The organism is Rhodopseudomonas faecalis (assembly GCF_003217325.1).
Lineage (GTDB): Bacteria > Pseudomonadota > Alphaproteobacteria > Rhizobiales > Xanthobacteraceae > Rhodopseudomonas > Rhodopseudomonas faecalis.
In genome coordinates, this window is the sequence record NZ_QJTI01000003.1 from 34,394 (window position 1) to 57,641 (window position 23,248).

A 23,248-nucleotide genomic window follows, 5' to 3' on the forward strand; every position below is an offset into this window, starting at 1 on the left:
CCACGGGAATTTTCAGCGCGCCGCGCCCAAAACCTTCCCCCGCCCCGCGAAACGCATTAGACCCGGCGACGCGCCAGAATCGCCAAGTTCCGTTGTCAAATTCCGGCGATCGAGATTCCGAAAGCAGGCCGGCGAATGGAAGACTGGATCGATTATTACGACTCCACGCACACGATCTATGTCAGCAAGCTGCACCGCGACGTGCATTTCCGGCAGATCGCTGAGGACATCATCCGCTACATCCCCGCGCCGGATGCCGTGGTGCTCGACTATTCCTGCGGCGAAGCGCTGTCGGCTGGCCTGGTCGCGGCCGCCTGCGGCCGGCTGATCCTGGCCGAACCGGCGCCCGGGGTGCGCGGCCGGCTGATCGCGCGGTTCGCTCCCAACCTGAAAATCCGGGTGCGCTCGCTGGAAGAATTGCGCCACATGGAGCCGGGCTCGGTCGATCTGGTGGTGATGAATTCGGTGGCGCAATACATGACGCCGGACGATCTCGACCGCGCGCTGTTGGTGCTGCGCCGGCTGCTGAAGCCGCATGGCCGGCTGGTGCTCGGCGACATTCTGCAGCCCAATGTCGGCATGGTCACCGATGTCGCCGCCTTGCTGCGCATGGCGCGTCAGCACGGTTTTCTCAAAGATGCGCTGGTCGGGCTGGTCCGCACCGCGCTGTCGGACTACCGGCAACTGCGCAACACCATCGGCTTGCAACGCTACGAAGAAGCCGAGGTGCTCGATAAGCTGACCGCCGCCGGTTTTGTCGCCGTGCGCGCCGAGCGCAATATCGGCCACAATCCCTCGCGCATGACGTTTGTGGCGCAGCCGGCGGGAAACTGATCGTTCGCGCGCCGCGCTCACCTCGTCATTCCGGGGCGACCGCTCCCCCACCTCGTCATTCCGGGGCGGCCACCGCGCAGCGGTGGGCGAACCCGGAATCTCTGTTGGAAGACAATCGCGGGATTCCGGGTCTGCGCGCTACGCGCGCATCCCGGAATGACGTTGCGGGGCAGCGCCCCTCACCCGACCCGGCCTCGCCGGTTCGACCTCTCCCCGAACGCGGGGAGAGGTGAGTAACTCACAACTGCGGCTACTCAGACCGCCGCCACTCACACCGCTGCTACTCACACCACCACACACAGCCGCTTCGCGGCGCGGGTGATGCCGGTGTAAAGCCAGCGCGCGCGGCTGTCCTGAAACGCAAAGCTCTCGTCGAACAGCACCACGTCGTCCCATTGCGAGCCCTGGCTTTTGTGCACGGTCAGCACATAGCCATAGTCAAACTCGTCATAGGGCTTGCGCTGCTCCCACGGGATTTCCTCGATCGCGCCGCCAAAGCAATCGCCGCGCACCGACACTTTGGTGAGCCGCCCGCCGAAATCTTCATCCGGTACGATGCGCATGGTGATGATCATCGACTTCGAGGTGGCGCGCGCTTTCACGCGCCACAGCCCGCCATTGAACAGCGCCTTCTTACGGTTGTTGCGCAGGCACACCAGCTTGTCGCCGGCGACCGGCAACGGATCCTCGATGTTCTGCTTCTGCCGCACCCGCATATTGTAGGCGCGCCGCGTGTTGTTGCGGCCGACCAGCACCTGATCGGCGCCCATCACCCGGTCGGGATCGAGATCGCCGCGCCGCACCACCTGGCTGTCGCCATAGTCACCGACTTCGAGACGGCGCCCTTCGCGTACCGCCATCGACATGCGCACGATCGGATCGTCCTGCGCCTGACGATGCACCTCGGTCAGCATCACGTCGGGCTCGGCATTGGTGAAGAAACCGCCGCCCTGGATCGGCGGCAATTGCGCCGGATCGCCGAGTACCAAGAGCGGGCAATCGAACGACATCAAATCGCGGCCCAGTTCCTCATCGACCATCGAGCATTCGTCGATCACGATCAGCTTGGCCTTTGAGGCCGGCGCGTCGTCCCACAGCTCAAAACTCGGCTGTTCGACGCCGCTCTCCTTGGTGCGGTAGATCAGCGAATGAATAGTCGAGGCGCTGTCGCAGCCCTTGTTGCGCATCACCAAGGCGGCCTTGCCGGTGAAGGCGGCGAACTTGACCTCACCCTTGACGCCCTCAGCGATGTGACGCGCCAGGGTGGTCTTGCCGGTTCCGGCATAGCCGAACAGCCGGAACACTTGCGGCGTGCTGCCGCGGCCGGGCTTGGCCTTCAGCCAATCGGCAACGGCGGTGAGCGCGGCATCCTGATGCGGGGTAAAAGTGGGCATGGCTCTCAAGGGCTGATGCGGCCAAAAGGGCGCCTTCGGCGCCGCCGCGATTCGCAAGCTACAGCGTTTTACGGCGAAGTGGAGTCCGCTTCGCGTTTAAGAAACGTGTCGAAGCAATAGCCATTCAGGCAGCGAGCGCAAGCCGTCGCCCTTGCAGCAGCGCTGCGTGCCACGCATGATGGAGGCGTGATGCAGAAAATCGGAACCTGGATTGTCTATGTGGTCGGCGCGGTCGCGGTCGGCTATCTGCTGCTGTACGTCTATGCGTGGCTGACCGCGCCGGACTTAACGCCCGGCGAGCCGATCCGCATTTTCCGCAAGCACGACGCGCCGGAATATTCCTGACGCGCCGCGGCGCCGCTTAGGTCACCGGCACGAACGCGCGATGATCGCCCGAGGCGCCGGCCGGCGGAATCGCCAAGCCGTCGTCGGCATATTCGTTCAGCTTGTTGCGCAGCGTGCGGATCGAAATGCCGAGAATGTTGGCAGCGTGGGTGCGATTGCCGAGGCAGTGCTTGAGCGTCTCCAGAATGAGATCGCGCTCGACATCGGCGACCGTGCGGCCGACCAAAGCGCGCGTCACCTGCTCGGCCGCCATCGTGGCATGCGCCACCGCCGGCGGCTGCTTGGCAATGTCGAGCCGCTCGCCTTCGGGCGAGATGATCGCTTCCGCGCCGATCTCGTCGCCGATCGCCATCAGCACCGCGCGGTGCATGGTGTTTTCCAGCTCGCGCACGTTGCCGGGCCAGCGATTGGCCGCCAGCACCTGCCGCGCCTCCGAGGACAGCGGCCGCAGCGGCACGCCATTGGCCTCCGCGTATTTTTTGACGAAGTGCTGCGCCAGTTCAAGAATGTCGGCCGGGCGCTCGCGCAGCGGCGGCAGTTTCAGATTGACGACGTTGAGGCGGAACAGCAGGTCTTCGCGGAACGTGCCTTCGCGCACCGCATCCTGCAGATTGCGGTTTGAGGTCGCGATGATGCGGATATCGACCGGCACCGGCTTGGTGCCGCCGACGCGATCGATCATCCGTTCCTGAATGGCGCGCAGCAGCTTTGATTGCAGCCGGACATCCATTTCGGAGATTTCGTCGAGCAGCAGCGTGCCGCCGGTCGCTTCCTCGAACTTGCCGATGCGGCGCGCCACCGCGCCGGTGAAGGCGCCCTTCTCGTGGCCGAACAGTTCCGACTCGAGCAGGCTTTCCGGAATCGCCGCGCAGTTGATGCTGATGAACGGCTTCTTGGCGCGGTTGGAGCGGCTGTGCACATAGCGCGCCAGCACTTCCTTGCCGGTGCCGGATTCGCCGGTGATCATCACCGAGGCTTCCGAAGCGGCGATCTGCTGCGCCAGCTTGATGACCCGCGCCATCGACTCGTCGCGATAGATCAGCTCGCGGGAATCATTGGCGACCGCCGCCAGCACCGCGGCGATCAGCTCCGGATCGGGCGGCAGCGGGATGTACTCTTTGGCGCCGGCGTGGATCGCGGCGACCGCGGCGCGCGCGTCGTTGACGATGCCGCAAGCCACGATCGGCACATGGATGTGCTCGGCTTCCAGCCGCATCACCAGATCGCGAATATCGAGCGCGACGTCCACCATCAGCAGGTCGGCACCCTTGCCGCCGCGCAGCACGCGCATCGCCTGCTCGTTGTCCTCCGAGTGCATCACGGTGGCGTGGTTATCCATCGCGATCTTGGTCGCGGTGGTCAGCTGGCCTTTCAATGTGCCAACGATGAGAAGCCGCATGGTATTGCTCCTGTCAGTCTGCCGCGCGCATCGCGTTGGGCCGTGCGGTCACGTCAGTTCCGCTCCGCATTGATGATTTCCGTCATGGTCACGCCGAGCTTGTCCTCGACCAGCACCACTTCGCCGCGGGCCACCAGGCGGTTGTTGACGTAGATATCGATCGCCTCGCCGACCTTGCGGTCCAGCTCCAGCACGGTGCCGGGCCCGAGCTTGAGCAGCTCGCCGACATCCATCTTGGAGCGGCCGAGCACGGCCGAGACCTGCACCGGCACGTCGAACACCGCTTCCAGATCGGCGGCGACGCGCGAGACGTTTTCTTCTTCGCTGTAGCCGATGTCGCTAATCGGCGGGGCATCGGCGGAGTTGAGATCCGGGAGCGGTACCTGACCGTCATTATCGACCATTGCTATGTCCTCATTGCCGTGGAACCGCGGGCTTCATTCCGCGACGCCACGTAGCGTCCTACCAGTTCACTGATCTTCTCTTCGATCGCGGCGCGCTCGAGCACCACGCCGCCATCGGCCCATTCGATCCGGCAATCGCCATAGGCGATATCGGGCTCGGCCATGATCACCAGCCGGCCTTCATAGCCGTTCTGCCGCGCCAGCCGCTCGATGCTCTCATGGGCACGCTCATACATGCCATCGTTGATGCGGATCACGATGTGTGGCGTCGCCACCAACTGCCGGAAGCAGTCGCTGACCAGCGCATTGATCTCGACCAGCGGCTGGCTCGCCATCAGTTCAGTGCACAGCTTGCGCGCCACCGCCACCGCCACTTCCACCGCCTCGGTTTCCATCCGCGCCTCGACGCTGGAAAAGCCGGTAGCAATGGTGCGGATCGAGCCGCCGATCTGTTCGAGTGCCATCGCGACGCGGCGGTCGCTCTCGGCCTTCGCCTCGTTCTGGCCGGCCTGGAAGCCGAGCTGATAACCGCGCTGTTCGGCAGCCGCGACTTGCGCGGCGATTTCGTCGGCGCTCGGCGCCTTCTCGCGGCCCTGCTCCGGCGCGCCGAAATCGAGATCGAACAGGAATTTTGCCGGGGCCGCCATCAGTACACCAGCTCATCGTCGGCGCGGTTCTTGGTGAGCACGATCTCACCCTTGGCCGCGAGATCCTTGGCGAGGTTGACGAGCAACGCCTGCGCTTCGTCGACATCGCGCAGCCGCACCGGGCCGAGCGCGGCCATGTCGTCGAGCAGCATCTTGCCGGCGCGCTGCGACATGTTACCGAGGAAGAACGAGCGCACATCCTCGTTGGCGCTCTTGAGCGCGATCGCCAGCTTGTCCTTGTCGATGTTGCGCATCAGGGTCTGCGCCGAGCCGGCGTCGAGCTTAACCAGATCGTCGAAGGTGAACATCAGCGCCTTGATGCGCTCGGCGGATTCGCGGTTGTCCTCTTCCAGCGCGGTGATGAAGCGCGCTTCGGTCTGGCGGTCGAAATTGTTGAAGATTTCCGCCATCACTTCGTGCGCGTCGCGGCGCCGGGTCTGCGACAGGTTCGACATGAATTCGACGCGCAGCGTCTTCTCGACGCTTTCGATCACGTCCTTCTGCACCGCTTCCATGCGCAGCATGCGGCCAACCACGTCGAGCGCCATATCGTCCGGCAAGATCGCCAGCACGCGCGCGGCATGTTCCGGCTTGAGCTTCGACAGCACCACCGCGGCGGTCTGCGGATATTCGTTCTTCAGATAGGTGGCAAGCACCTCCTCCTGCACGTTGGAGAGCTTTTCCCACATGTTGCGGCCGGCCGGGCCACGGATTTCTTCCATGATGCCGGACACGCGATCGGCCGGCAGATACTTCTGCAGCAGCCGTTCGGTGGCGTCGTAATTGCCCATCAGCGCGCCGGACGCCGACATCCGCGACACGAATTCCAGCATTAGGTCTTCGACCACTTCCGGCTCGACCGTGCCGAGCGACGACATCACCGCCGACAATTCGCGCACTTCCTCGTCGTCGAGCAGCGCCCACACTTTGCCGCCATACTGCTCGCCGAGCGCCAGCATCAGCATCGCCGCGCGCTTTGGCCCGCTCAGCGGCTTGGTCGGCTGACGGTTGCCCTGCCGCATCGCCAGGTTGGCGACAACGCTGGCGATGTCATTGTTGTTGGCATCATTGGGCTGCGGGGTGCTCATGACGAATTACGCGGGTTCCTGAAGCCATTGACGAATGATAGCGACGGTCTCGTTGGGGTTGCGTTCGGCGAGTTCGCCGACCCGGTGCACGGTCTGGGCGTGTACCTGTCCCTGAACCTGAGCGATATCGACCATGCTCTGCTGCGGCACCGCCAGCGGCTGGCCATCAGCGCCGATCGCCGGCGCGCTACCGTCGGTCAGCGCCGGCGTTGCGCCTTGCCCCTGCGGATCAGCGGCGAGGATACGGCGCACCAAGGGCCGCACCACCATGAAGATCACCAGCAGACCGAGCAGCATCATCACGCCGAGTTCGATCACATACATCACGTCGTCCTTGGTGAACTTCAGCATGCCCATGAAGCCTGCCGGTTCATTGATGGGCGCCACCGCGGGACCTTCCGCGAAGCGCAGGTTGACGACTTCCACCTGGTCACCGCGCTTTTGATCGAAGCCGATCGCCGAGCGCACCAGGGCTGCAATCCGATCCAGTTCTTCCTTGCCGCGCGCCTGATAGACCAGTTCACCCTTGTCGTTCTTCGCGTAGATGCCGTCGACCAGCACCGCGACGGAGATGCGGTTGACACGACCCACTTCGGTGACCTCGGTCTTGGTCACCCGCGAGATTTCGTAGTTGTTCGTCTCTTCCGACTTCTTGCTCTGATCGCGCGCGGTGGCGGTGCCGCCGCCTTGCGCACCCGGCAGTTCGTTGTTGACGGTGACCTGACCGTCGGTCGGATTGAGCGTCTGCGCCGATTCTTCACGCGACTGGCTCGAGCGCAGCACCCGGCCCTCGGGGTCGAACTTGTCCGAGGTCTGGGTAATCTTGTTGTAGTCGAAGTCGGCGGTGAGCTGGACGCGGGCCCGGCCGTTGCCGACCACAGACGATACGATCGCCTCGACCTGGTTACGCATCCGTTTCTCGAAAGCCGCACGGCGCTCGTCGCCGGTCACACCTTCGAGGGAATCGCCGGCCGAGCCGTCGGCGAGAAGCTGACCGGCTTCATCGACGATCGAGACGCGCTGCGGCTTGAGGCCATTGACCGCGGACGACACCAGATGGCGGATCGCGCGCACCTGCTGCGGCTCGAGCGCGCCGCGCACCCGCAGCACGATCGAGGCCGACGGCTCCGGCACTTCGCGCGAGAACAGCGGCCGTTCCGGCAGCACCAGATGGACGCGCGCCGCCTGAATGCGGTCGATCGCGCGGATGGTGCGCGCCAGTTCGCCTTCCAGCGCGCGCAGATGGTTGATGTTCTGCACAAAACTGGTCGAGCCGAGCGCTTCCGACTTGTCGAAGATCTCGTAGCCGACGCCGCCGCCCTTGGGCAGGCCGGCTTCGGCCAGCTTCATGCGCAGCCGGGTGACCTTGTCCTTCGGGACCATGATGATGGCCCCTTCATTGCGGATTTCGAACGGAATGCCCTGCCGTTCGAGGTCTTTGATGATGCCGGAGGAGTCTTCAACGCTGAGGTCGGTGAACAGCGTGGTCATCTGCGGCGCAGTGACGCGCAGGATAATGAACGCGAAAAAGCCGATCAGCGCGGCCGTGACGGCGACCATGGCCGTCAGCCGGGCGGCGCCCAGACCCTTCAGGAAATTCAACAGACCTTGCAACGCACCAGCCCCTTGGATTCGGCACGCCAGACCGACTAGGCAAATATTGCCTATAGGATGGTTTCGATATGGTTAACGACCCTTAACCTCGGTGAACAAAACGCCAAACGCCGGCCAACCACCTCCGCTGAGGGAGGGGGTGACCGGCGCCTAACGATTGAATTGTAAAGAAAAAGAAGCCGAAGCTGCTTACTGGCGGTACTGCTGAATCCGTGTCGTGCGCAGACCGGCCAGACCATGCTGGTCGATCGAGAACTGCCAAGACAGGAACTCGTCCACCGTCAGCGTGTAACGGCTGCACGCTTCTTCAAGCGACAGCAGGCCACCGCGCACCGCAGCCACCACTTCAGCCTTACGGCGGATGACCCACCGTTTGGTTCCAGGGGCCGGCAAATCCGCAATGGTTAACGGACTTCCGTCGGGCCCGATGACATACTTGACCCTCGGGCGATGGGGTTCTGTCATGGCGTACTCGCAACTCTCAAACACTCAACAGTGCAAGCAACTTAGCGGGACCGGCTTAAAATTTAACTAAGCGCCGTGTGACGATTTGCATTGAATTTCAGCCACCTGCGCATGATTTCTGAAACGGTTTGTTAATCTTGAAGGGGGCCGACCCCATGCGGAATTCGCATCCTTCCGTTCGTCAGGCGAACGGATCAGGAACCCGAGTCAGATCGTCAGGCGAACAGGTGGAATGACTGCCTTCGAATACCACCCAGCACGATCGGTCAGCGCGCCGAGGAAAACCGCACCGGAACGGTAAAAGATAACGATCCTTGCGGCATTTCCGGCGGAAACGCCGGCAGCGGCTGGGCGCGCCGGATCATGGCCAGCGTTTCGGCGTCCAGCGCCGAGTTGCCGGAGGAATGCGCCAGGCTGGCGCGCAGCACCTGGCCATGGCGGCCGACGGTGAAACTCAGCATCGAGGTACCGTTAGCGCCATTGGCCTCGGCCGGATAACGCTTGTAGCGCTGCAAATGGGCGGCGAGCCGGTCGCGATAGCTCGGCAACGCCGCGGCGGCGACCTCGCCGGCGGTCGCGGCGGCAGCGCGTCCGACCCGATCGGAGGCCGGTGGCGCGCTGGTGTGCGGCGCGGCGGCCTCGGCTTGTTTGCGCGGCGGTTTCTTGACCGGTTTGGCGGGTTCGGGCGGCTTGGCTTGCGGCTCTGGCTTGGCCTGCGGCTTGGGCTCCGGCGGCGCCGCCACGGCCGCGGTGTGCTGCGGCGGGGTCGGCGGCACCTGCTCGGGCTGCTTGACCTGTTGCTGCGGTGGCGGCGGCGGCTCCGCGGCCTCGGCCTGCTGCATCTCCGGCCCGGGCGCGATATCCGGCGATTTCGCAGAAGGCGCGGCGTGGCTCGGCGCCATATCGACCATGATCGCCGGCATCGCGGTGCCGGGCGGCGGCGCCTGATTGTACCAGGCCATGCCGGCGCCGATCAGCGCGGCATGGGCCGCCACCACCGCCGCAGCCGAGAGCGTCCAGCGCCGCACGCCGGCCGCATCCTCCGCCGCATGCAGCGCCAGCATGGTCATCGGCCATCCAACCCGACCAGCGCGACCTTGAGATAACCGGCGTCGCGCAACTGGCTCAACAAATCCATCAGCGCGCCGTAATTGACACTCTTGTCGGCGCGCAGAAACACCCGCTCGTCCTTGTTGTGGTTGCTGGCGGCATCGAGCGTGGCGACCAGATTGTCGCGCGCGATCAGCTGTTCACCGACCGCGACGGACAGATCGGGCTTGAGCGTCACGAACACTGGCTTGTCCGGCCGCGGCTGCGGCTGCACGGTGCTCGCCGGCAGCTCGACGCCGACATCGACGGTGGCGAGCGGCGCCGCCACCATGAAGATGATCAGCAGCACCAGCATCACGTCGATGAACGGCGTGACGTTGATCTCGTGAGCCTCGACCAGATCGTCGTCCTCGCCGAGCCGCCCCCGGCCTCCGAGCCGCACACCCATGACCAACTACCCTGCCCGGCCGAACGCCACGGCGGGCCGACCCTTGCTGCGGCTGAGCAGCAGCAGCAACTGCGCCGAGGCATCGCCAAGCAGCGCGCGATAGCCGGTGATCACCCGCGCCAGATGATTATAGATCACCACCGCCGGGATCGCCGCCACCAGCCCGAGCGCGGTGGCGAGCAGCGCTTCGGCAATGCCGGGCGCCACCACCGCGAGATTGGTGGTGTGAGCCTGCGAAATGCCGATGAAGGCATTCATGATGCCCCACACCGTGCCGAACAGGCCGACGAACGGCGCCACCGCACCGACCGTGGCGAGAATGCCGGTGCCCTGACCGACCCGGCGCGCCATCGCCGCTTCGACCCGCTCCAGCCGCAACGCGATCCGTTCCTTGAAATCGCTATCCCAGGACGCGCCGGGCAACGACGCCTCATGGGCGGCGGCCTGCACCAGCCGCGCCACCGCATCGCTGGCCTCGCCGCAATCGCGCGCCAATTCGGCGAGCGAGGCGCCGCCTTCCAGCGCGGCCATGCGCTCGCGCGCCTGCGCGGTGGCCTGACGCAATTCCACGGTCTTGGCGAGCCACACCGTCCAGGTGGCGAGCGACGCCAGCGCCAGCCCGATCATCACCGTCTGCACCACCACATCGGCATGGGTGAACATGCCCCAGGGCGACAGGTTACGCGGCAGCATCGCGCTATCCGCACTGGCTAGCGCCATGGAAGGCGCCACCGTGAGCATGGCAGCAATCGCAACGCCGCACTGCAACATCAGAGCCCGACCTGCTTGAACACGCCGACGGTCACGAAGGAAGTTTTGAACAATTCTCATGCGGCGGGTTCCAATCACGCGGCAGGCCAGACAGCTCATTCGTCCGGTTCGGAAATGCAAAGCTCACGCCAGCAAGGCAGGGACGAACGGCTTATTCATGTTCATTCCGGACAATGGAACTTCAACTACCGGACGAACCACTTTTCAGGTACACAGTTTCTTATGATCACGCAAACCGGCAGCCCATCGTCCCCTTCAGCGGACCAGGACCAGCGAACCGACGCGGCAGTGCTGCTGCAATTGGATGCAGCCGCCGTTGCGGTGATCGATGCGTGGGCTGCGAGCCGGCAACTATCACGATCGGATGCCGTGCACCGCCTGCTGCTGCTCGGGCTCGATAGCGTATCCCCAAGACCGCTGCCACGGGTCAGCACCCTGCGCGCGGTGGAATTGGCCGCCAGCCAGCTCGGGCCGCTGATCGATCCGCAGGCCAGCTCCGAGGAGCGCGACCGCCGCATCGAACGGCTCACCAAAGGGCCGCCGGAATTCATCGAAGCCCGCCTCGACCAGCCGAAGCCGAGGCGCTGAGCGCAGGCCGGTACGCCGCGCCAGCGCCCAGTGGAGCAAGCGGGCGTCTCGCCGCTTATTCTAGCCGCTTGCTCTAGCTTGGTGCCGCGTCTTTGACCGGCACCACCAGCACGTCGTTATGCACACAGCGCAGCACCTCTTCCGCCACACTGCTGAGCAACAGCCGGACCACGCCGCGCCGGCCGTGGGTGCCGATCACCACCAAATCCGGCCGGGTGGTGGTGACGACGTCGATGATTGTCTCCGCCACCGCCGATCCTTCCCTGACCAGCGAGGTACGATCGATATCGCCGAGATCGACGGTCTTCATGAACACCGCCAGATCGCGTGCCGCCTCCGTCAGTGCATCGCCCAGATATGCGTTGCGCCGACTCGGCCGCACGCCCGCGTAATTCAGCATGCCGGCCGCCGCGGCGTCGTAGACATGCAGCACGGTCAGCCGCTTCGGCGGCAACAACCCGAGCCGGCGCGCGGTCGTAAGCGCCTGCGCCGAGCAGTCCGACAATTCCACGGGCGCGAGGCCGCTGGCATAAGGCTCGGCCGGATCGGAATTGGCCATCAACACCGGGAACGAGCTGTTGCGGATCACCCGCTCGGCGGTGGTGCCGATGAAAATGTCCTTGAGAAAGGCGCGGCGATGGCTGCCGATCACGCATAGATCGGCCTGCTGCTGCTCGGCGACCTTGACGATGCCGTCAAAGGCGACGCCGCGCGCCACGATCGGCGTACATTGCAGCCCCGCCAAATAAGCGTGCTCGCGGATCGCATCGGCGAGCGCCGTTTCAGCCAGTTCGCATTCGCCGTCGACAATGCGCGCCGGCTGATCGTCATCGACCACATGCAGCAGCACCAGCCGCGCGCCGGCCGCCTTGGCGAGCGCCGCGGCGCGGCGCACCGCGCGATCCGAGCGCGCCGAGAAATCGGTGGCCGCTACCACAACCTGCAGGCCCGACCGTTGCATCGCTGAGCCAGGGGGCACGTTCATCGTCAACCTCGTATTTTCTTATCGTGCGATCGTGGCATGATTGGACCAGCGGAACGCATCAGGTGCAAGCAAATGCGCCCCGCTCTGCGCCTTGTGTCACACCCCGAGCCGGCGCAGCGCACCGCTGCGCCGCATCAGCAATTTTTCCAGTTCGAGCACCACCATCATCACCGCGCCAGCGCCGATGATCACCAGGCCATCCTGCAACGACACCGGCGCAGTTCCGAACAGGGTGTGCATGAACGGCGCGTAGGTGAACGCCAGCTGCGCGGCGATCACCACCGCGAGCGCGATCAGCACCGGCGGCGTTCCCAATGCGCCACGGAAAGACAACGAGCTGGCGTGCAGATAGCGGACGTTGAACAGATACACGGTCTTGAACACCACCAGCACGTTGACAGCCATGGTGCGCGCGGTCTCCAGCGTATGGCCCTGTGCCTGCGCAAAGAAGAAGATCGCCAAGGTTCCCATGGTGAACAGCAGCGTGACGAACAGGATGCGCCACACCAGGAACGGCGGCAGCAAGGGCGCATCGGCCGCACGCGGCGGCCGACTCATCGTGCCCGGCTCGGTCGGCTCAAAGGCCAGCACCAGGCCGAGCGTGACGGTGAGAATGAGGTTGATCCACAGAATCTGAACCGGCGTCATCGGCATGGCGAAGCCGAGCAGGATCGCCAGGGTGACACTCAGCACTTCGCCGCCATTGGTCGGGATCGTCCAGGAAATCACCTTGCGGATGTTGTCGTAAACCGTACGCCCCTCGCGCACCGCCGCCACGATCGACACGAAATTGTCGTCGAGCAACACGATCTCCGCCGCTTCCTTGGCGGTCTCGGTGCCCTTGTGACCCATGGCAATGCCGACATCGGCCTGTTTCAGTGCGGGCGCGTCGTTGACGCCATCACCGGTCATCGCCACCACCGCGCCGCTGCCCTGCAGCGCGCGCACGATGCGCAGCTTGTGCTCGGGATTGGTGCGGGCGAACACATCGGACCGATGGATCAACGCGCTAAACTCGTCATCATCGGCGCGATCAAGATCAGCACCGCTGACCGCGCCGGCGGCCTCCGTCAAACGCAATTGCCGGGCGATCGCCTCGGCGGTGGCGGCGTGATCGCCGGTGATCATCTTGACGCTGATGCCGGCCGAGCGGCATTCGGCGATCGCCTGGATCACCTCATCGCGCGGCGGATCGATGAAGCCGACCAAGCCCAGAAACATCAGCCCGCACTCAAGATCGGCAAAGCCGAGTTGATCGGACGCGCGCACCGGCGCGCGCATCGCAAAGCCGAGCACGCGCTCGCCCTCCGCAGCGGCACGCGCGATCTGCTCAGTCCAAAATTGATGATCGAGCGGCCGCGGCCCAACGGCAGAGCTCTGGCTCTGGCACATCGCCAGCAGCCGTTCCGGCGCGCCCTTGACGAAGATCACATGATCGCCGGACGCCGTGCTGTGGCGCGTCGCCATGAAGCGATGCTGGGCGTCGAACGGAATTTCATCGGAGCGCTGCCATGCGCTACGTTCCGCGGCGGGATCAAAGCCAGCCTTGATGGCGAGCGCGACCAGCGCGCCCTCCATCGGATCGCCATCGACCACGTAATGCTCCCCCGCCTGGCGCAGCTGCGCGTCATTGCACAGCAGCGCCGAGCGGATCAGCGGCAGCGCGGCTTGATTGGCGTCGGCATCGACGCGGCCTTCGCTCAACAGCTGGCCCTGCGGCACATAGCCGGAGCCACTTACGAGGATCGTGTGGTCGGCGGTGACGATGCGGCGCGCCGTCATCTCGTTGCGGGTCAGCGTGCCGGTCTTGTCCGAGCAGATCACCGAGGTGGCGCCCAGCGACTCCACCGCTGGCAAGCGGCGGATGATGGCGTTGCGCCGCGCCATGCGCTGCACGCCGATTGCCAGCGTGATGGTGATCACCGCCGGCAATCCTTCCGGGATCACGCTCACCGCCAGCGCCACCACCGCGATCAACGCCTCGGGCCAGGCATAGCCGCGCGCCAGCGTCGCAAAGGCAAACAGCGCGGCCGCGGCCACGATCACCACCCAGGTGAAACGCTGCGCGAATTGATTGATCTGCTTGAGCAGCGGCGTGGTCAGTTGCTCGACGCTTTGCATCAAAGAATTGATGCGGCCGATTTCGGTGCGGCCGCCGGTCGCCACCACAACGCCAAACCCTTGGCCCGCCGAAACCACCGTGCCGCAAAACGCCATGCAGTGCCGGTCGCCGAGCGGCGCGTCCGGCGCTGCGGGATGATCCTGTTTATCGGCGGCGACCGATTCGCCGGTCAGCATCGCCTCGTCGATCAACAGGCCCCGCGCCCGCGTCAGGCGCAGATCGGCCGGCACCCGGTCGCCGGCTTCGATCATCACCACGTCGCCGGGCACGAGGTCGGCGGCGGCAATACTGACGCGATGGCCGTCGCGCCATACATGGGCGCGCGGTGAAATCATCTTGCGGATGGCGGAAAGCGCCCGCTCCGCCTTGTCTTCCTGGATGAAGCCGGCGATGGCGTTGATGGTCACCACCGCCACGATCACCGCCGCATCAATGGCATGGCCGAGCACCGCCGCCGCCAGCGCGGCCGCGAGCAGGAAGTAGATCAGCATGTTGTCGAACTGCGCCAGCAGCCGCCGCCAGGCCGGACGGCGCGGCGGCTCGGGCAGCGCATTCGGGCCATAGGTGGCGAGCCGCGCCTTGGCTTCCGCGCTGCTCAGTCCGCCGCGTTCGGTCAAGAGCAGCGCCAGCACGCGATCAGCATCGACCGCGTGCCAGATCTCGCCAGACGCCTGGTCATTGGGTCCCTTGATCGCGGCGTCTGGCACTTCGCTCATGAAGGCGCCGCGGTGATCGACACAGCTTCCAGCAAGATCGCAGCGCGAGTAGATGAGCGAAGCGTCACCGTGCGCCCCCGGCAGCAAGCGGCACTGATCAGCCGACACTTGCTGTTCCGTTCAGGCCGCATCGTCGCACAACGTGCTCCTTGCTGATCAGGCCGAGCACGGCGCAAGCCACTCGGATTCGACCTGGTCGGAACCGAAACTGTTATACCAGCGGCTCCTACCATTGACTCGTCATGCCCGCGCTTGTCGCGGGCATCCACGTCTTGAAAGCGCGGCAAGATCAAAGACGTGGATGGCCGGGACGGAGCCCGGCCACGACGTGCGGAGAGGTCGGCATCAATCACCGTTGGTATTACTCGCGCAACATGTCACCCGGCGGACGGCCTCAACGCGGCAGTCCGCCACGGTGAGTCTATCAAGCAAAATCGCGATGGAAGATGCGGTTGCTCGTCGCAAGGCGCGCGAAAAGGCTCAGCGCGATACCGGCGCGCTGGCGGCCTTGTCGAGCAATGCCAGCAATCCTTTCAAGATTTTCAGCGGCGGTGGCGGACAGCCGGGAATATGCAGATCGACCGGGATCACTTGCGCGACCCCGCCCACCACTGCGTAGCTGCCGGCGAAGCAGCCGCCATCCTTGGCGCAGTCGCCCAGCGCCACCACCCATTTCGGCGACGGCGTCGCGTCATAGGTGGTCTTGAGCGCATCGGCCATGTTCTTGGTCACCGGCCCGGTGACCAGCAGCACGTCGGCATGCCGGGGCGAAGCGACAAAGCGCAGACCGAAGCGATCGATGTCGTAATACGGGTTGCTGAGCGCGTGGATTTCCAGCTCGCAGCCATTGCAGGAGCCGGCGTCAACTTCGCGGATCGACAGGCTGCGGCCGAGCTTGCGGCGCGCGCGCTCGCCGAGCGCGGTGGCGATCTCCGCCACGGCGTCATCGTCGAGCGACGGCGCCGTCTCGGTGAACGGACGCTGGAACAGGCTTTCAAACAGCAGCTTGCGCATCGCCCTCGCTCACAGATCGACGCCGGAATAGGAGCAGTTGAAGGATTTGTTGCAGACCGGGAAGTCGGCAACGATATTGCCCTCGATCGCCGCTTCCAGCAGTGGCCATTGGAACCAGGATGGATCGCGCAGATGGCAACGCGCGATCGCGCCGTCCGTAAGCCGCAGCCACGCCAGCACGTCGCCGCGAAAACCTTCAACCAGCGCCAAGCCTTCGGCAGGCTCGATGATCGCCGGCAACGGCACGCGGCACTCGCCTTCCGGCAGTTCCGACAGAATTTGCTCGATCAGTCCGAGGCTCTGTTTGACCTCGCGAATCCGAATCCAGACGCGCGCATTGACGTCGCCTTCGGTCAGCACCGGCACTTTGAAGCGCAGCTGATCATAAGGTGGATAAGCGAGATCGCGCCGCGCGTCGAAATCGCGCCCCGATGCGCGGCCGACATAGCCGCCAGCGGCGTATTGCTGCACGAGTTCCGCCGACAGCCGCCCGGTGGTCACGGTGCGGTCCTGCAACGACGCGGTCTCGTCGTAGAGTTCGATCAGTTCCGGAAAACGCTGGCGCACGGTCTTGGCCATCTGCCGGATCGAGCCCTTGCCGGTGTCGTCGAGATCGCGGGCAACGCCGCCCGGCACCACCACATCGCGCATCAGCCGATGACCGAACGCCCGCTCCGCGGCACGCAACACATTTTCGCGCAGCACGCTGCAATGGGACAACATCAGCGCGAAGGCGACGTCGTTGCAGACGCCGCCGATGTCGCCGAGGTGATTGGCGAGCCGTTCCAGCTCGGCGCAGAGCGCGCGCAGCCACAGCGCCCGCGCCGGCACGGTAACGCCAAGCGCGGCCTCGGCGGCACGGGCAAAGGCGATCGCATAGGCCACGGTGCTATCACCGCTGACGCGGCCGGCAAGCTGGGCGCCACGCTCAAGATCGGCGCCGATCAACAGGCCATCGATGCCCTTGTGCACATAGCCGAGCCGTTCCTCGAGCCGCACCACGGTTTCACCATTGGCGGTGAAGCGGAAATGGCCGGGCTCGATAATGCCGGCATGCACCGGGCCGACCGCGATCTGATGCAGGCCCTCGCCATCGACCGGCAGCATCTGATAGCCGCGCGGCGCGCTGGCCGGCAGCCGCGGGCCGAGCGGAAAACGCACGCCCCATTGATCGCGATCGAGCCAGGGCCGCGGATCGGGCGAGCCTTCCGGCACCAGGCCGAACAGATCGTGGAGCGAGCGTTCCAGCCGCAGCGCCGGCGGATGCAACATGCCGACCGAGGGAAAGCTGCCGCTTGGGCACGGCAGGCTGAGCACCACCGCTTCGCCAAGCTGCGGTTCGAGCATCGCCATATGCACGGTGTCGGCTTCGCCCCACAGCGACAGCAGCGACCAGCGCCCGGCGACCAGTTCGAGCGTGGCGCGCGACCACTGCGCGGCATCAACCACCAGCCGCGGACACGGCCGATGCCCCGCAACGATCTGGCCCTGCAGCTTCAGTTCATCGAGTGACGCCATGCCATCCTCACACTAGCCGAGCAGTTGAGCGACATGCTGGAACCAGGCCACGATCGGCGCCGGCAGGTAGAAGCCGGCGATCAGCACCAGCGCCAGATGGGCAAACATCGGCACATAGGACGCCTGAGCCGGCGCGGTCGAGCCGCGCGGTTCGCCGAAGGCGACGCTGGTCAGCCGCAGCGTCAGCGCGCCGAATGCCACCAAGAGCCCGATCACCAGCACCAGTGCCAACAGCGGTTGCCGGGCAAAGGTGGAGCTGACCACCAGAAATTCGCTCATGAAGATGCCGAGCGGCGGCAGCCCGGCGATCGCCGCAACGCCGACCACCAGACCCCAGCCGAGCGCCGGATGGCTTTCGGTGAGGCCGCGGATTTCCGAAATCTGCTGGGTGCCTTTGATCTGCGTGATGTGACCGACCGCGAAGAAGATCGCCGACTTGGTCAGGCTGTGCATCACCATATGCAGCAGCCCGGCGAAATTGGCGAGCGGACCGCCCATGCCGAACGCGAACACGATGATGCCCATATGCTCGATCGAGGAATAGGCGAACAGCCGTTTGATGTCGCGGCGCCGATACAGCATGAAGGCGGCGAACAAGAGCGAGCCGAGCCCCATGGTCACCATCAGCGTGCCGGGCGCCAGCGCATCCGGATTGGCGGCGAGCAGCATCTTGAAGCGCAACAGCGCATAGAGCGCGACGTTGAGCAGCAGTCCGGACAGCACGGCCGAGATCGGCGTCGGGCCTTCGGCATGGGCATCGGGCAGCCAGGCATGGAGCGGCGCCAAGCCGACCTTGGTGCCGTAGCCCAGGAACAGGAACACGAAGGCAACGTTGAGCAGCGCCGGATCGAAATTGCCGGCGCGCTCGATCAGCAGCGTCCAGACCATGGCGTCGTTGCCTTCGCCGATCACCGGCAGCGCCGCCATATAGACCAGGATGGTGCCGAACAGCGCGAACGCGATGCCGACCGAACCCAGGATGAAATACTTCCACGCCGCTTCCAGCGCCGCATGGGTGCGATAGATGCCGACCATCAGCACCGTGGTCAGCGTCGCGACCTCGACCGCCACCCACATCAGGCCGATATTGTTGGAGACGAACGCCAGGTTCATGCCGAACATCATGATCTGGTACATGGCGTGGTAGAACCGCAGATAGGCTGGGGTCAGCCGTCCGGTCTGCAGCTCATGGGCGATGTAGCTGGCGCTGAACAGGCTGGTGGTGAAGCCCACGAACGTGTTCAGCACCACGAACACGATGTTGAGGTCGTCGACCAGCACATACGACCCCGGGGTCGGCCGCGGCAGCGCCAGCAGCAAGAGCGCCGAGATGAAGGTGGCAAGGCTCGCCACCACATTGAGCCGCGCGGTCAGCCGGTAGCCCGGCAGCAGCGCCAGCACCGCCGCCGATCCGATCGGGATCAGCAGCACGCCATAGACAGCATCGAAAGCAGTCATCGTCATCCGCGCTCTCCGCGCGATCGATCGAGATCGTCGACGTCGACCGAGTCGAAGCGCTCCCGAATCCGGAACAGGAAGATGCCGATCACGATGAAGGCGATCAGAACCGAGAACGCCACGCTGATTTCCACCACCAGCGGCATGCCCTTGGCGCCGGTGGCGGCCAGCACCAGGCCGTTTTCCAGCGACATGAAGCCGACCACCTGACTGACGGCGTTACGGCGCGTCACCATCACGAGCAGGCTGAGCAGCACCACCGACAGCGCGAAAGCGAGGTCTTCGCGCGCCAGCGCGTCGGCTTCCGCGGTGACGCGCAGCATGATCACCATCGACAGCGCCACCAGCCCCATGCCGGCCAGCATGGTCGGGCCGATGCCGAAAACGGTCTCGATATCGCGGTGAATGCCGAGCTGGCGGATGATGCGATGCAGCGCCACCGGGATCACGATCGCCTTGAACACCAGCGCGATCGCCGCGGTGACATAGAGATGCGGCGCGTTTTGGATCATCGCCTGCCAGGTGACCGCGGCCGCCAGCACCACGGCGTGCAGCGCGAACACGTTGAGCAGCGAATAGAGCCGGTCCTGATACAGCATCATGAAGCTGATCAGCACCAGGATGCCGGCCAGCGAGTGTGAGATATCGAACGCCAGACTGTGCATCACAAGCTCTTCGAGACGAACAACAACAGCGTGCCGAGCAGCCCCAGCATCAAGGCGGCGCCGAGGAATTGCGGCACCCGGAACACCCGCATCTTGGCGGTCGCGGTTTCAAACAGCGCCAGCAGGAAACCGACCGCCGCCAGCTTGACGACATAGACCGCGGTGCCGACCACATAAGATTGCAGACCGGCGCCCGACACCGCGATGCCCCAGGGGAAGAACAGGCAGGCCAGCAGCGACACATAGAGCAGCAGCTTGAGGAAGGCGCCGAACTCGATCAGCGCTAGATGACGCCCGGAATATTCCAGGATCATCGCCTCATGGACCATGGTCAGTTCGAGATGGGTCGAGGGATTGTCGACCGGAATCCGGGCGTTTTCCGCGAGTGCCACCATGATCAGCGCGATCATCGCGAGGCCGAGCGACACGCGCAGCCCGACCTGCGCGGACGCGATGAAATTGGCGATGGTCGAGAGCTGGCTGGAGCCGGCGACCAGCGCCACGCAGAACACGATCAGCAGCATCGCCGGTTCGGCGAGCGCGGCGATCATCACTTCGCGGCTGGAGCCGAGCCCGCCGAAGGCGGTGCCGACATCCATGCCGGCCAGCGCCAGGAAGAAGCGCGCGGTGCCGAGCAGCGCCACGATCACGATCAGGTCGGCCATCCAGTTGAACAGCAGCCCGGTGGCGAAGGTCGGCACCAGCGCCGCCGCCACCCAGATCGCCGCGAAGGTGACATAGGGCGTGGCGCGGAACAGCCAGGAGGCATTGTCGGCCAGCACCACATCCTTGCGCAGCAGCCGCAGCAGATCGCGATAGGGCTGCAGCAGCGATGGCCCGCGCTTGCGCATCAAGCGCGCTTTCACTTTTCGGATGAAGCCGGTGAGCAGCGGCGCCAGTGTGAACACCAGCAGCATCTGCAGGCCCTGCACCAGGAGGTCGTTGAGGGTCACGCCCATATTGCGATCACCACCAGCAGTGCGACCAGCGTGGCGAACACCAGGCTGAGATAGCCGCGGATCGACAGCAGTTGCATGTTGTTGAGACGGGTCGAGACGAATTCGATCGCGGACGCGATCCGACCGTACAGGTTCTCCCAGATCAGATCGTGCAGCTCGACCGAGAATTTCGCCGGCGCGACGCTGCCGGGCGGCGGCATGGTGACGTGGTCGCGGGCGCGGAACAGCAGCGTGCCGAACACCCGGCGCAGCGGCTGCGCAACGCTGTCGGGCGAATATTGCGCGAGCGGCACCGGCTCGGCGTAGCCGCAGCCCCAGGCCGGCGCACGGCGCACCGCAGGCGACGACAGCTTCAGGATCGCCAAGAAGCCGAGCGTCGCGGAGATCGCGATGAAGGCCAGCACCAAGAGGCCGTTATAGGAACCGCGGCGCAGATCGATCGGCACGATCGACAGCCACGGTAGTTCGGTCTGCCCGGCGAGCCGGATGTGCAGAATCTCGGCGCTGACCGGCGCCAGCGCATCCATCACCAGGCCTGGGAAAATGCCCGCCAGCAGGCACAGCAGCGCCAGGATCGCCATCGCGGCGACCGAGAAGCGATCGACTTCCCGCGCGTTTTCCGCGGCCGGGCTACGCGGCCGGCTGAGGAAGCTGGCGCCATAGGCTTTGACGAAACAGGCCGCGGCCAGTGCCGCCGCCAGCGCCAGCATGCCGCCGATCGCCGGCACCATGATTTTCAGGCCCCATTGCGGCAGTTGCGGGCTCTGCAGCACCGCCTGGAAGGTCAGCCACTCCGAGACAAAGCCGTTGAACGGCGGCAGCGCCGAGATCGCCACCGCGCCGATCAGGAACACGATGCTGGTGGCCGGCATGCGGTGAATGAGGCCGCCGAGCCGGTCCATGTTGCGCTCGCCGGTGGCGACCAGCACCGCGCCGGCGCCGAAGAACAGCAGGCTCTTGAACAGCGAGTGATTGAAGATGTGGAACAGCGCCGCGGTGAAGGCCAGCGCCGCCGGCAGACCCTGGCCATTGGCCTGAAACGCCAGCGCCAGCCCGAGGCCGACAAAGATCATGCCGACATTCTCGATCGTGGAATAGGCCAGCAGCCGCTTCAGGTCGCGCTCCATCAGCGCATAGAGAATGCCCATCACCGCGGTGACGCCGCCGAGCAACAGCACCACCACGCTCGCGGTCCAGTCGGGACGGCCGAGCAGATCGAACACCACGCGAATGAAGCCGTAGATCGCCACCTTGGTCATCACGCCGCTCATCAGCGCCGAGACGTGGCTGGGCGCGGCCGGATGGGCGAGCGGCAGCCAGACATGGAGCGGCACCAGGCCGGCCTTGGAGCCGGCGCCGAGCAGCATCAACACCAGCACCAGGGTCGCGGCGGCGCCGGAATGCGGGGCGGCGCGGATGGCGTCGAAGGCGTAGTTGCCGGCGGGACCTGCAAGGAAGCCGAACGCCAGCAGCAGCGCCATCGTGCCGAAACTGGCCATCAGCAGATAGACATAGCCGGCCTGCGCATTGCCGCTCTGGCGATGATGCGCCATCACCAGCGCCCATGACGCCAGCGACATGAATTCCCAGCTCAAGAGATAGGAGAATGCGTCGTTAGCCAGCAGCACCAGATTCATGCCGGCTAGAAACGCCGGGAAGAATGGCAGCACGCGCTGCGGCGCGTGTTCGTGGCGGCCGTAGCCGAGCGCATACAGGCTGGCGAGCGCGCCGCCGAGATTGATCACCACCAGGAAGAACGCGGACAGCGCATCGAGCCGGAAATGCGCGCCGAGCCATGGCAGGCCGATCGGCAGCACCAGGCCCGGCCCCGGCGCCGCGCCGGTGACCAGCACCCGCAGCGCGCCAAAACAGGCGGCACCGCACAGCAGCAAGGTGGCGCCATAGACCACGGCATTGCCGATCCGCCAGCGCGCCAGCATCACCGCCAGCACCGAGACGGCGAGCAACGCGCCGACACAGCTCAGTTGCAGGGCGACGGCCGACATCATGAGCGGCGCCCCCGACCACTACCGCAGAACCGGCGTTCCGGCGCGCAGCACGCCCGCCGATGGCCATCGCCAGTCCGGACTTTATGCGTGCTTGCATCACCGAGGGTCATAGCCGCTCCACTTATGATGTTCAAAACATCATATCTGATAGATGGGATATCTGTCTCGCCGCGATTCGTGAGTTTTTCGCGGAGCAGCTATTAAGCCACCGCTGGTGTCGAATGAAAATTGTCGCATTTTGAAACAGTCTTTCCGAGCAGCGAGCGGATCTGCCGGAACGGTCAACCGCCGGCGGGGCGCGGACGGGAAAGGCAGCTGAGGCGGCACTCTTGGCCGCTCAGCACAGCTGCCGCGGGCGCGGCAGTCGATCCGGCGGCGGCGGCGCAGCTCAGGCTGGGCTCGCCGATCCGGGGGGTGGGAGCGGCGGCCGCTCCTTAGATCCAACCCGGCGTGCAGCTGATCAAGGCGGTGGAGCAATCGTCCTCGGACTCGCCGGCGCCGAGCACGGCGCCGCAATGCCGGCAGATGCGCGGCTTCAGCGCCGTGGCGCGAGTGGTTTTGCGCTGCAACTGATAGTCGACGAAATCGACGACGTTCGGAGCTGGCGTTGATGATTGTTCGACCATGACTACCCTCACTTCTGAGGCGACGTTATCGCAGCACTTTTTTCGACAACCGTTCAGTCGAAAGCTCAAATTTTACCGGAGGCGCGCCGCACCGTGTTCTGTGCCGCCGATCCTGCTGAATGCGTTGAG

At 65.2% G+C, this 23,248-nt stretch carries 23 protein-coding genes; 4 read left to right on the forward strand and 19 right to left on the reverse strand.

Going from position 1 to position 23,248, the window contains the following annotated elements; all coding sequences use genetic code 11:
• Positions 1-135: 135 nt before the first annotated feature.
• Positions 136-834 carry a class I SAM-dependent methyltransferase gene (locus BJ122_RS03595; RefSeq protein ID WP_110779805.1) on the forward strand — a complete coding sequence of 233 codons (699 nt, stop codon included), beginning with the start codon at positions 136-138 and terminating at the stop codon, positions 832-834.
• Between the two features lie 284 nt (positions 835-1,118).
• Here the strand turns inward: BJ122_RS03595 and BJ122_RS03600 are convergent, their stop codons facing one another.
• Positions 1,119-2,228: an ATP-dependent DNA helicase gene (locus BJ122_RS03600; RefSeq protein ID WP_110779806.1), complete on the reverse strand. Its 1,110-nt coding sequence runs from the start codon at positions 2,226-2,228 to the stop codon at positions 1,119-1,121.
• A 189-nt stretch (positions 2,229-2,417) separates the two neighbouring features.
• Here BJ122_RS03600 and BJ122_RS19170 point away from each other — a divergent pair, with 189 nt between their 5' ends.
• Positions 2,418-2,573, forward strand: a complete 156-nt coding sequence (locus tag BJ122_RS19170) for a hypothetical protein (protein ID WP_181418871.1) — start codon at positions 2,418-2,420, stop codon at positions 2,571-2,573.
• A gap of 16 nt (positions 2,574-2,589) precedes the next feature.
• On the opposite strand, the gene flbD is transcribed toward BJ122_RS19170, so the two are convergent.
• The 9 genes from flbD to exbB all read right to left on the reverse strand — a co-directional run bounded on the left by flbD (position 2,590) and on the right by exbB (position 10,459).
• Positions 2,590-3,972, reverse strand: coding sequence for a sigma-54-dependent transcriptional regulator FlbD (gene flbD, locus BJ122_RS03605; RefSeq protein WP_110779807.1), 1,383 nt, complete (start codon positions 3,970-3,972; stop codon positions 2,590-2,592).
• A gap of 53 nt (positions 3,973-4,025) precedes the next feature.
• Positions 4,026-4,376 (reverse strand): flagellar motor switch protein FliN, encoded by a 351-nt coding sequence (gene fliN, locus BJ122_RS03610; RefSeq protein WP_110779808.1) that lies wholly within the window; start codon positions 4,374-4,376, stop codon positions 4,026-4,028.
• 2 nt (positions 4,377-4,378) lie between these two features.
• Positions 4,379-5,023 carry a FliH/SctL family protein gene (locus BJ122_RS03615; RefSeq protein WP_110779809.1) on the reverse strand — a complete coding sequence of 215 codons (645 nt, stop codon included), beginning with the start codon at positions 5,021-5,023 and terminating at the stop codon, positions 4,379-4,381.
• Positions 5,023-6,111 (reverse strand): flagellar motor switch protein FliG, encoded by a 1,089-nt coding sequence (gene fliG, locus BJ122_RS03620; protein WP_110779810.1) that lies wholly within the window; start codon positions 6,109-6,111, stop codon positions 5,023-5,025. The genes BJ122_RS03615 and fliG overlap by 1 nt, the downstream gene beginning before the upstream one ends.
• Positions 6,112-6,117: 6 nt before the next feature.
• Entirely contained in the window at positions 6,118-7,725 is a 1,608-nt protein-coding gene (fliF, locus tag BJ122_RS03625; protein ID WP_110779811.1) for a flagellar basal-body MS-ring/collar protein FliF, read from the reverse strand.
• A gap of 189 nt (positions 7,726-7,914) precedes the next feature.
• The gene (sciP, locus tag BJ122_RS03630) at positions 7,915-8,190 is read right to left on the reverse strand and encodes a CtrA inhibitor SciP (RefSeq protein ID WP_002714638.1); all 276 of its coding nucleotides are present in this window, start codon (positions 8,188-8,190) and stop codon (positions 7,915-7,917) included.
• Positions 8,191-8,456: 266 nt separating this feature from the next.
• Positions 8,457-9,260, reverse strand: coding sequence for an energy transducer TonB family protein (locus BJ122_RS03635; RefSeq protein ID WP_110779812.1), 804 nt, complete (start codon positions 9,258-9,260; stop codon positions 8,457-8,459).
• On the reverse strand, positions 9,257-9,688 hold the full coding sequence (gene exbD, locus BJ122_RS03640) for a TonB system transport protein ExbD (RefSeq protein WP_110779980.1): 432 nt from the start codon (positions 9,686-9,688) through the stop codon (positions 9,257-9,259). The genes BJ122_RS03635 and exbD overlap by 4 nt, the downstream gene beginning before the upstream one ends.
• A 6-nt stretch (positions 9,689-9,694) precedes the next feature.
• The gene (gene exbB / locus BJ122_RS03645) at positions 9,695-10,459 is read right to left on the reverse strand and encodes a tonB-system energizer ExbB (RefSeq protein ID WP_110779813.1); all 765 of its coding nucleotides are present in this window, start codon (positions 10,457-10,459) and stop codon (positions 9,695-9,697) included.
• Between the two features lie 15 nt (positions 10,460-10,474).
• Between exbB and BJ122_RS19520 the strand changes: the two genes are divergently transcribed.
• The gene (locus BJ122_RS19520) at positions 10,475-11,047 is read left to right on the forward strand and encodes a hypothetical protein (RefSeq protein WP_245407597.1); all 573 of its coding nucleotides are present in this window, start codon (positions 10,475-10,477) and stop codon (positions 11,045-11,047) included.
• 73 nt (positions 11,048-11,120) lie between these two features.
• On the opposite strand, the gene BJ122_RS03655 is transcribed toward BJ122_RS19520, so the two are convergent.
• The 8 genes from BJ122_RS03655 to hyfB all read right to left on the reverse strand — a co-directional run bounded on the left by BJ122_RS03655 (position 11,121) and on the right by hyfB (position 22,490).
• On the reverse strand, positions 11,121-12,032 hold the full coding sequence (locus BJ122_RS03655) for a universal stress protein (protein ID WP_245407598.1): 912 nt from the start codon (positions 12,030-12,032) through the stop codon (positions 11,121-11,123).
• Positions 12,033-12,128: 96 nt separating this feature from the next.
• Positions 12,129-14,870 carry a cation-transporting P-type ATPase gene (locus BJ122_RS03660; protein WP_110779816.1) on the reverse strand — a complete coding sequence of 914 codons (2,742 nt, stop codon included), beginning with the start codon at positions 14,868-14,870 and terminating at the stop codon, positions 12,129-12,131.
• 480 nt (positions 14,871-15,350) lie between these two features.
• Positions 15,351-15,884: an NADH-quinone oxidoreductase subunit B family protein gene (locus tag BJ122_RS03665; RefSeq protein WP_110779817.1), complete on the reverse strand. Its 534-nt coding sequence runs from the start codon at positions 15,882-15,884 to the stop codon at positions 15,351-15,353.
• Between the two features lie 9 nt (positions 15,885-15,893).
• A complete protein-coding gene (locus BJ122_RS03670) occupies positions 15,894-17,402 on the reverse strand; it encodes a hydrogenase large subunit (RefSeq protein ID WP_110779818.1) in 1,509 nt (502 codons plus the stop codon).
• A gap of 12 nt (positions 17,403-17,414) precedes the next feature.
• Positions 17,415-18,866 (reverse strand): hydrogenase 4 subunit F, encoded by a 1,452-nt coding sequence (locus BJ122_RS03675; protein ID WP_110779819.1) that lies wholly within the window; start codon positions 18,864-18,866, stop codon positions 17,415-17,417.
• Entirely contained in the window at positions 18,863-19,525 is a 663-nt protein-coding gene (locus tag BJ122_RS03680; RefSeq protein ID WP_110779820.1) for a hydrogenase-4 component E, read from the reverse strand. Before BJ122_RS03680 ends, BJ122_RS03675 begins: the two co-directional genes overlap by 4 nt.
• Positions 19,525-20,484 carry a respiratory chain complex I subunit 1 family protein gene (locus tag BJ122_RS03685; RefSeq protein ID WP_110779821.1) on the reverse strand — a complete coding sequence of 320 codons (960 nt, stop codon included), beginning with the start codon at positions 20,482-20,484 and terminating at the stop codon, positions 19,525-19,527. Before BJ122_RS03685 ends, BJ122_RS03680 begins: the two co-directional genes overlap by 1 nt.
• Positions 20,475-22,490, reverse strand: a complete 2,016-nt coding sequence (gene hyfB / locus BJ122_RS03690) for a hydrogenase 4 subunit B (RefSeq protein WP_110779981.1) — start codon at positions 22,488-22,490, stop codon at positions 20,475-20,477. The genes BJ122_RS03685 and hyfB overlap by 10 nt, the downstream gene beginning before the upstream one ends.
• Positions 22,491-22,552: 62 nt before the next feature.
• Between hyfB and BJ122_RS19395 the strand changes: the two genes are divergently transcribed.
• Positions 22,553-22,735 (forward strand): hypothetical protein, encoded by a 183-nt coding sequence (locus BJ122_RS19395; RefSeq protein ID WP_210205429.1) that lies wholly within the window; start codon positions 22,553-22,555, stop codon positions 22,733-22,735.
• 192 nt (positions 22,736-22,927) lie between these two features.
• Here BJ122_RS19395 and BJ122_RS03695 read toward each other — a convergent pair whose 3' ends face one another.
• The gene (locus tag BJ122_RS03695) at positions 22,928-23,119 is read right to left on the reverse strand and encodes a hypothetical protein (RefSeq protein ID WP_245407599.1); all 192 of its coding nucleotides are present in this window, start codon (positions 23,117-23,119) and stop codon (positions 22,928-22,930) included.
• Positions 23,120-23,248 lie beyond the last annotated feature (129 nt).

Bases quoted from the DNA above. Each gene is read 5' to 3' on its own strand.
- BJ122_RS03670 (WP_110779818.1), bottom strand. From the start codon at position 17,402: ATGGCGTCACTCGATGAACTGAAGCTGCAGGGCCAGATCGTTGCGGGG.
- BJ122_RS03615 (WP_110779809.1), bottom strand. From the start codon at position 5,023: ATGGCGGCCCCGGCAAAATTCCTGTTCGATCTCGATTTCGGCGCGCCG.
- BJ122_RS03600 (WP_110779806.1), bottom strand. From the start codon at position 2,228: ATGCCCACTTTTACCCCGCATCAGGATGCCGCGCTCACCGCCGTTGCC.
- BJ122_RS19170 (WP_181418871.1), top strand. From the start codon at position 2,418: ATGCAGAAAATCGGAACCTGGATTGTCTATGTGGTCGGCGCGGTCGCG.
- BJ122_RS03675 (WP_110779819.1), bottom strand. From the start codon at position 18,866: ATGACGATGACTGCTTTCGATGCTGTCTATGGCGTGCTGCTGATCCCG.
- BJ122_RS03685 (WP_110779821.1), bottom strand. From the start codon at position 20,484: ATGGGCGTGACCCTCAACGACCTCCTGGTGCAGGGCCTGCAGATGCTG.
- BJ122_RS19395 (WP_210205429.1), top strand. From the start codon at position 22,553: ATGGCCATCGCCAGTCCGGACTTTATGCGTGCTTGCATCACCGAGGGT.
- BJ122_RS03665 (WP_110779817.1), bottom strand. From the start codon at position 15,884: ATGCGCAAGCTGCTGTTTGAAAGCCTGTTCCAGCGTCCGTTCACCGAG.
- BJ122_RS03595 (WP_110779805.1), top strand. From the start codon at position 136: ATGGAAGACTGGATCGATTATTACGACTCCACGCACACGATCTATGTC.
- BJ122_RS03655 (WP_245407598.1), bottom strand. From the start codon at position 12,032: ATGAACGTGCCCCCTGGCTCAGCGATGCAACGGTCGGGCCTGCAGGTT.
- exbD (WP_110779980.1), bottom strand. From the start codon at position 9,688: ATGGGTGTGCGGCTCGGAGGCCGGGGGCGGCTCGGCGAGGACGACGAT.
- fliG (WP_110779810.1), bottom strand. From the start codon at position 6,111: ATGAGCACCCCGCAGCCCAATGATGCCAACAACAATGACATCGCCAGC.
- flbD (WP_110779807.1), bottom strand. From the start codon at position 3,972: ATGCGGCTTCTCATCGTTGGCACATTGAAAGGCCAGCTGACCACCGCG.
- hyfB (WP_110779981.1), bottom strand. From the start codon at position 22,490: ATGTCGGCCGTCGCCCTGCAACTGAGCTGTGTCGGCGCGTTGCTCGCC.
- BJ122_RS03695 (WP_245407599.1), bottom strand. From the start codon at position 23,119: ATGGTCGAACAATCATCAACGCCAGCTCCGAACGTCGTCGATTTCGTC.
- fliN (WP_110779808.1), bottom strand. From the start codon at position 4,376: ATGGTCGATAATGACGGTCAGGTACCGCTCCCGGATCTCAACTCCGCC.
- sciP (WP_002714638.1), bottom strand. From the start codon at position 8,190: ATGACAGAACCCCATCGCCCGAGGGTCAAGTATGTCATCGGGCCCGAC.
- BJ122_RS03680 (WP_110779820.1), bottom strand. From the start codon at position 19,525: ATGCACAGTCTGGCGTTCGATATCTCACACTCGCTGGCCGGCATCCTG.
- BJ122_RS03635 (WP_110779812.1), bottom strand. From the start codon at position 9,260: ATGACCATGCTGGCGCTGCATGCGGCGGAGGATGCGGCCGGCGTGCGG.
- BJ122_RS03660 (WP_110779816.1), bottom strand. From the start codon at position 14,870: ATGAGCGAAGTGCCAGACGCCGCGATCAAGGGACCCAATGACCAGGCG.
- exbB (WP_110779813.1), bottom strand. From the start codon at position 10,459: ATGTTGCAGTGCGGCGTTGCGATTGCTGCCATGCTCACGGTGGCGCCT.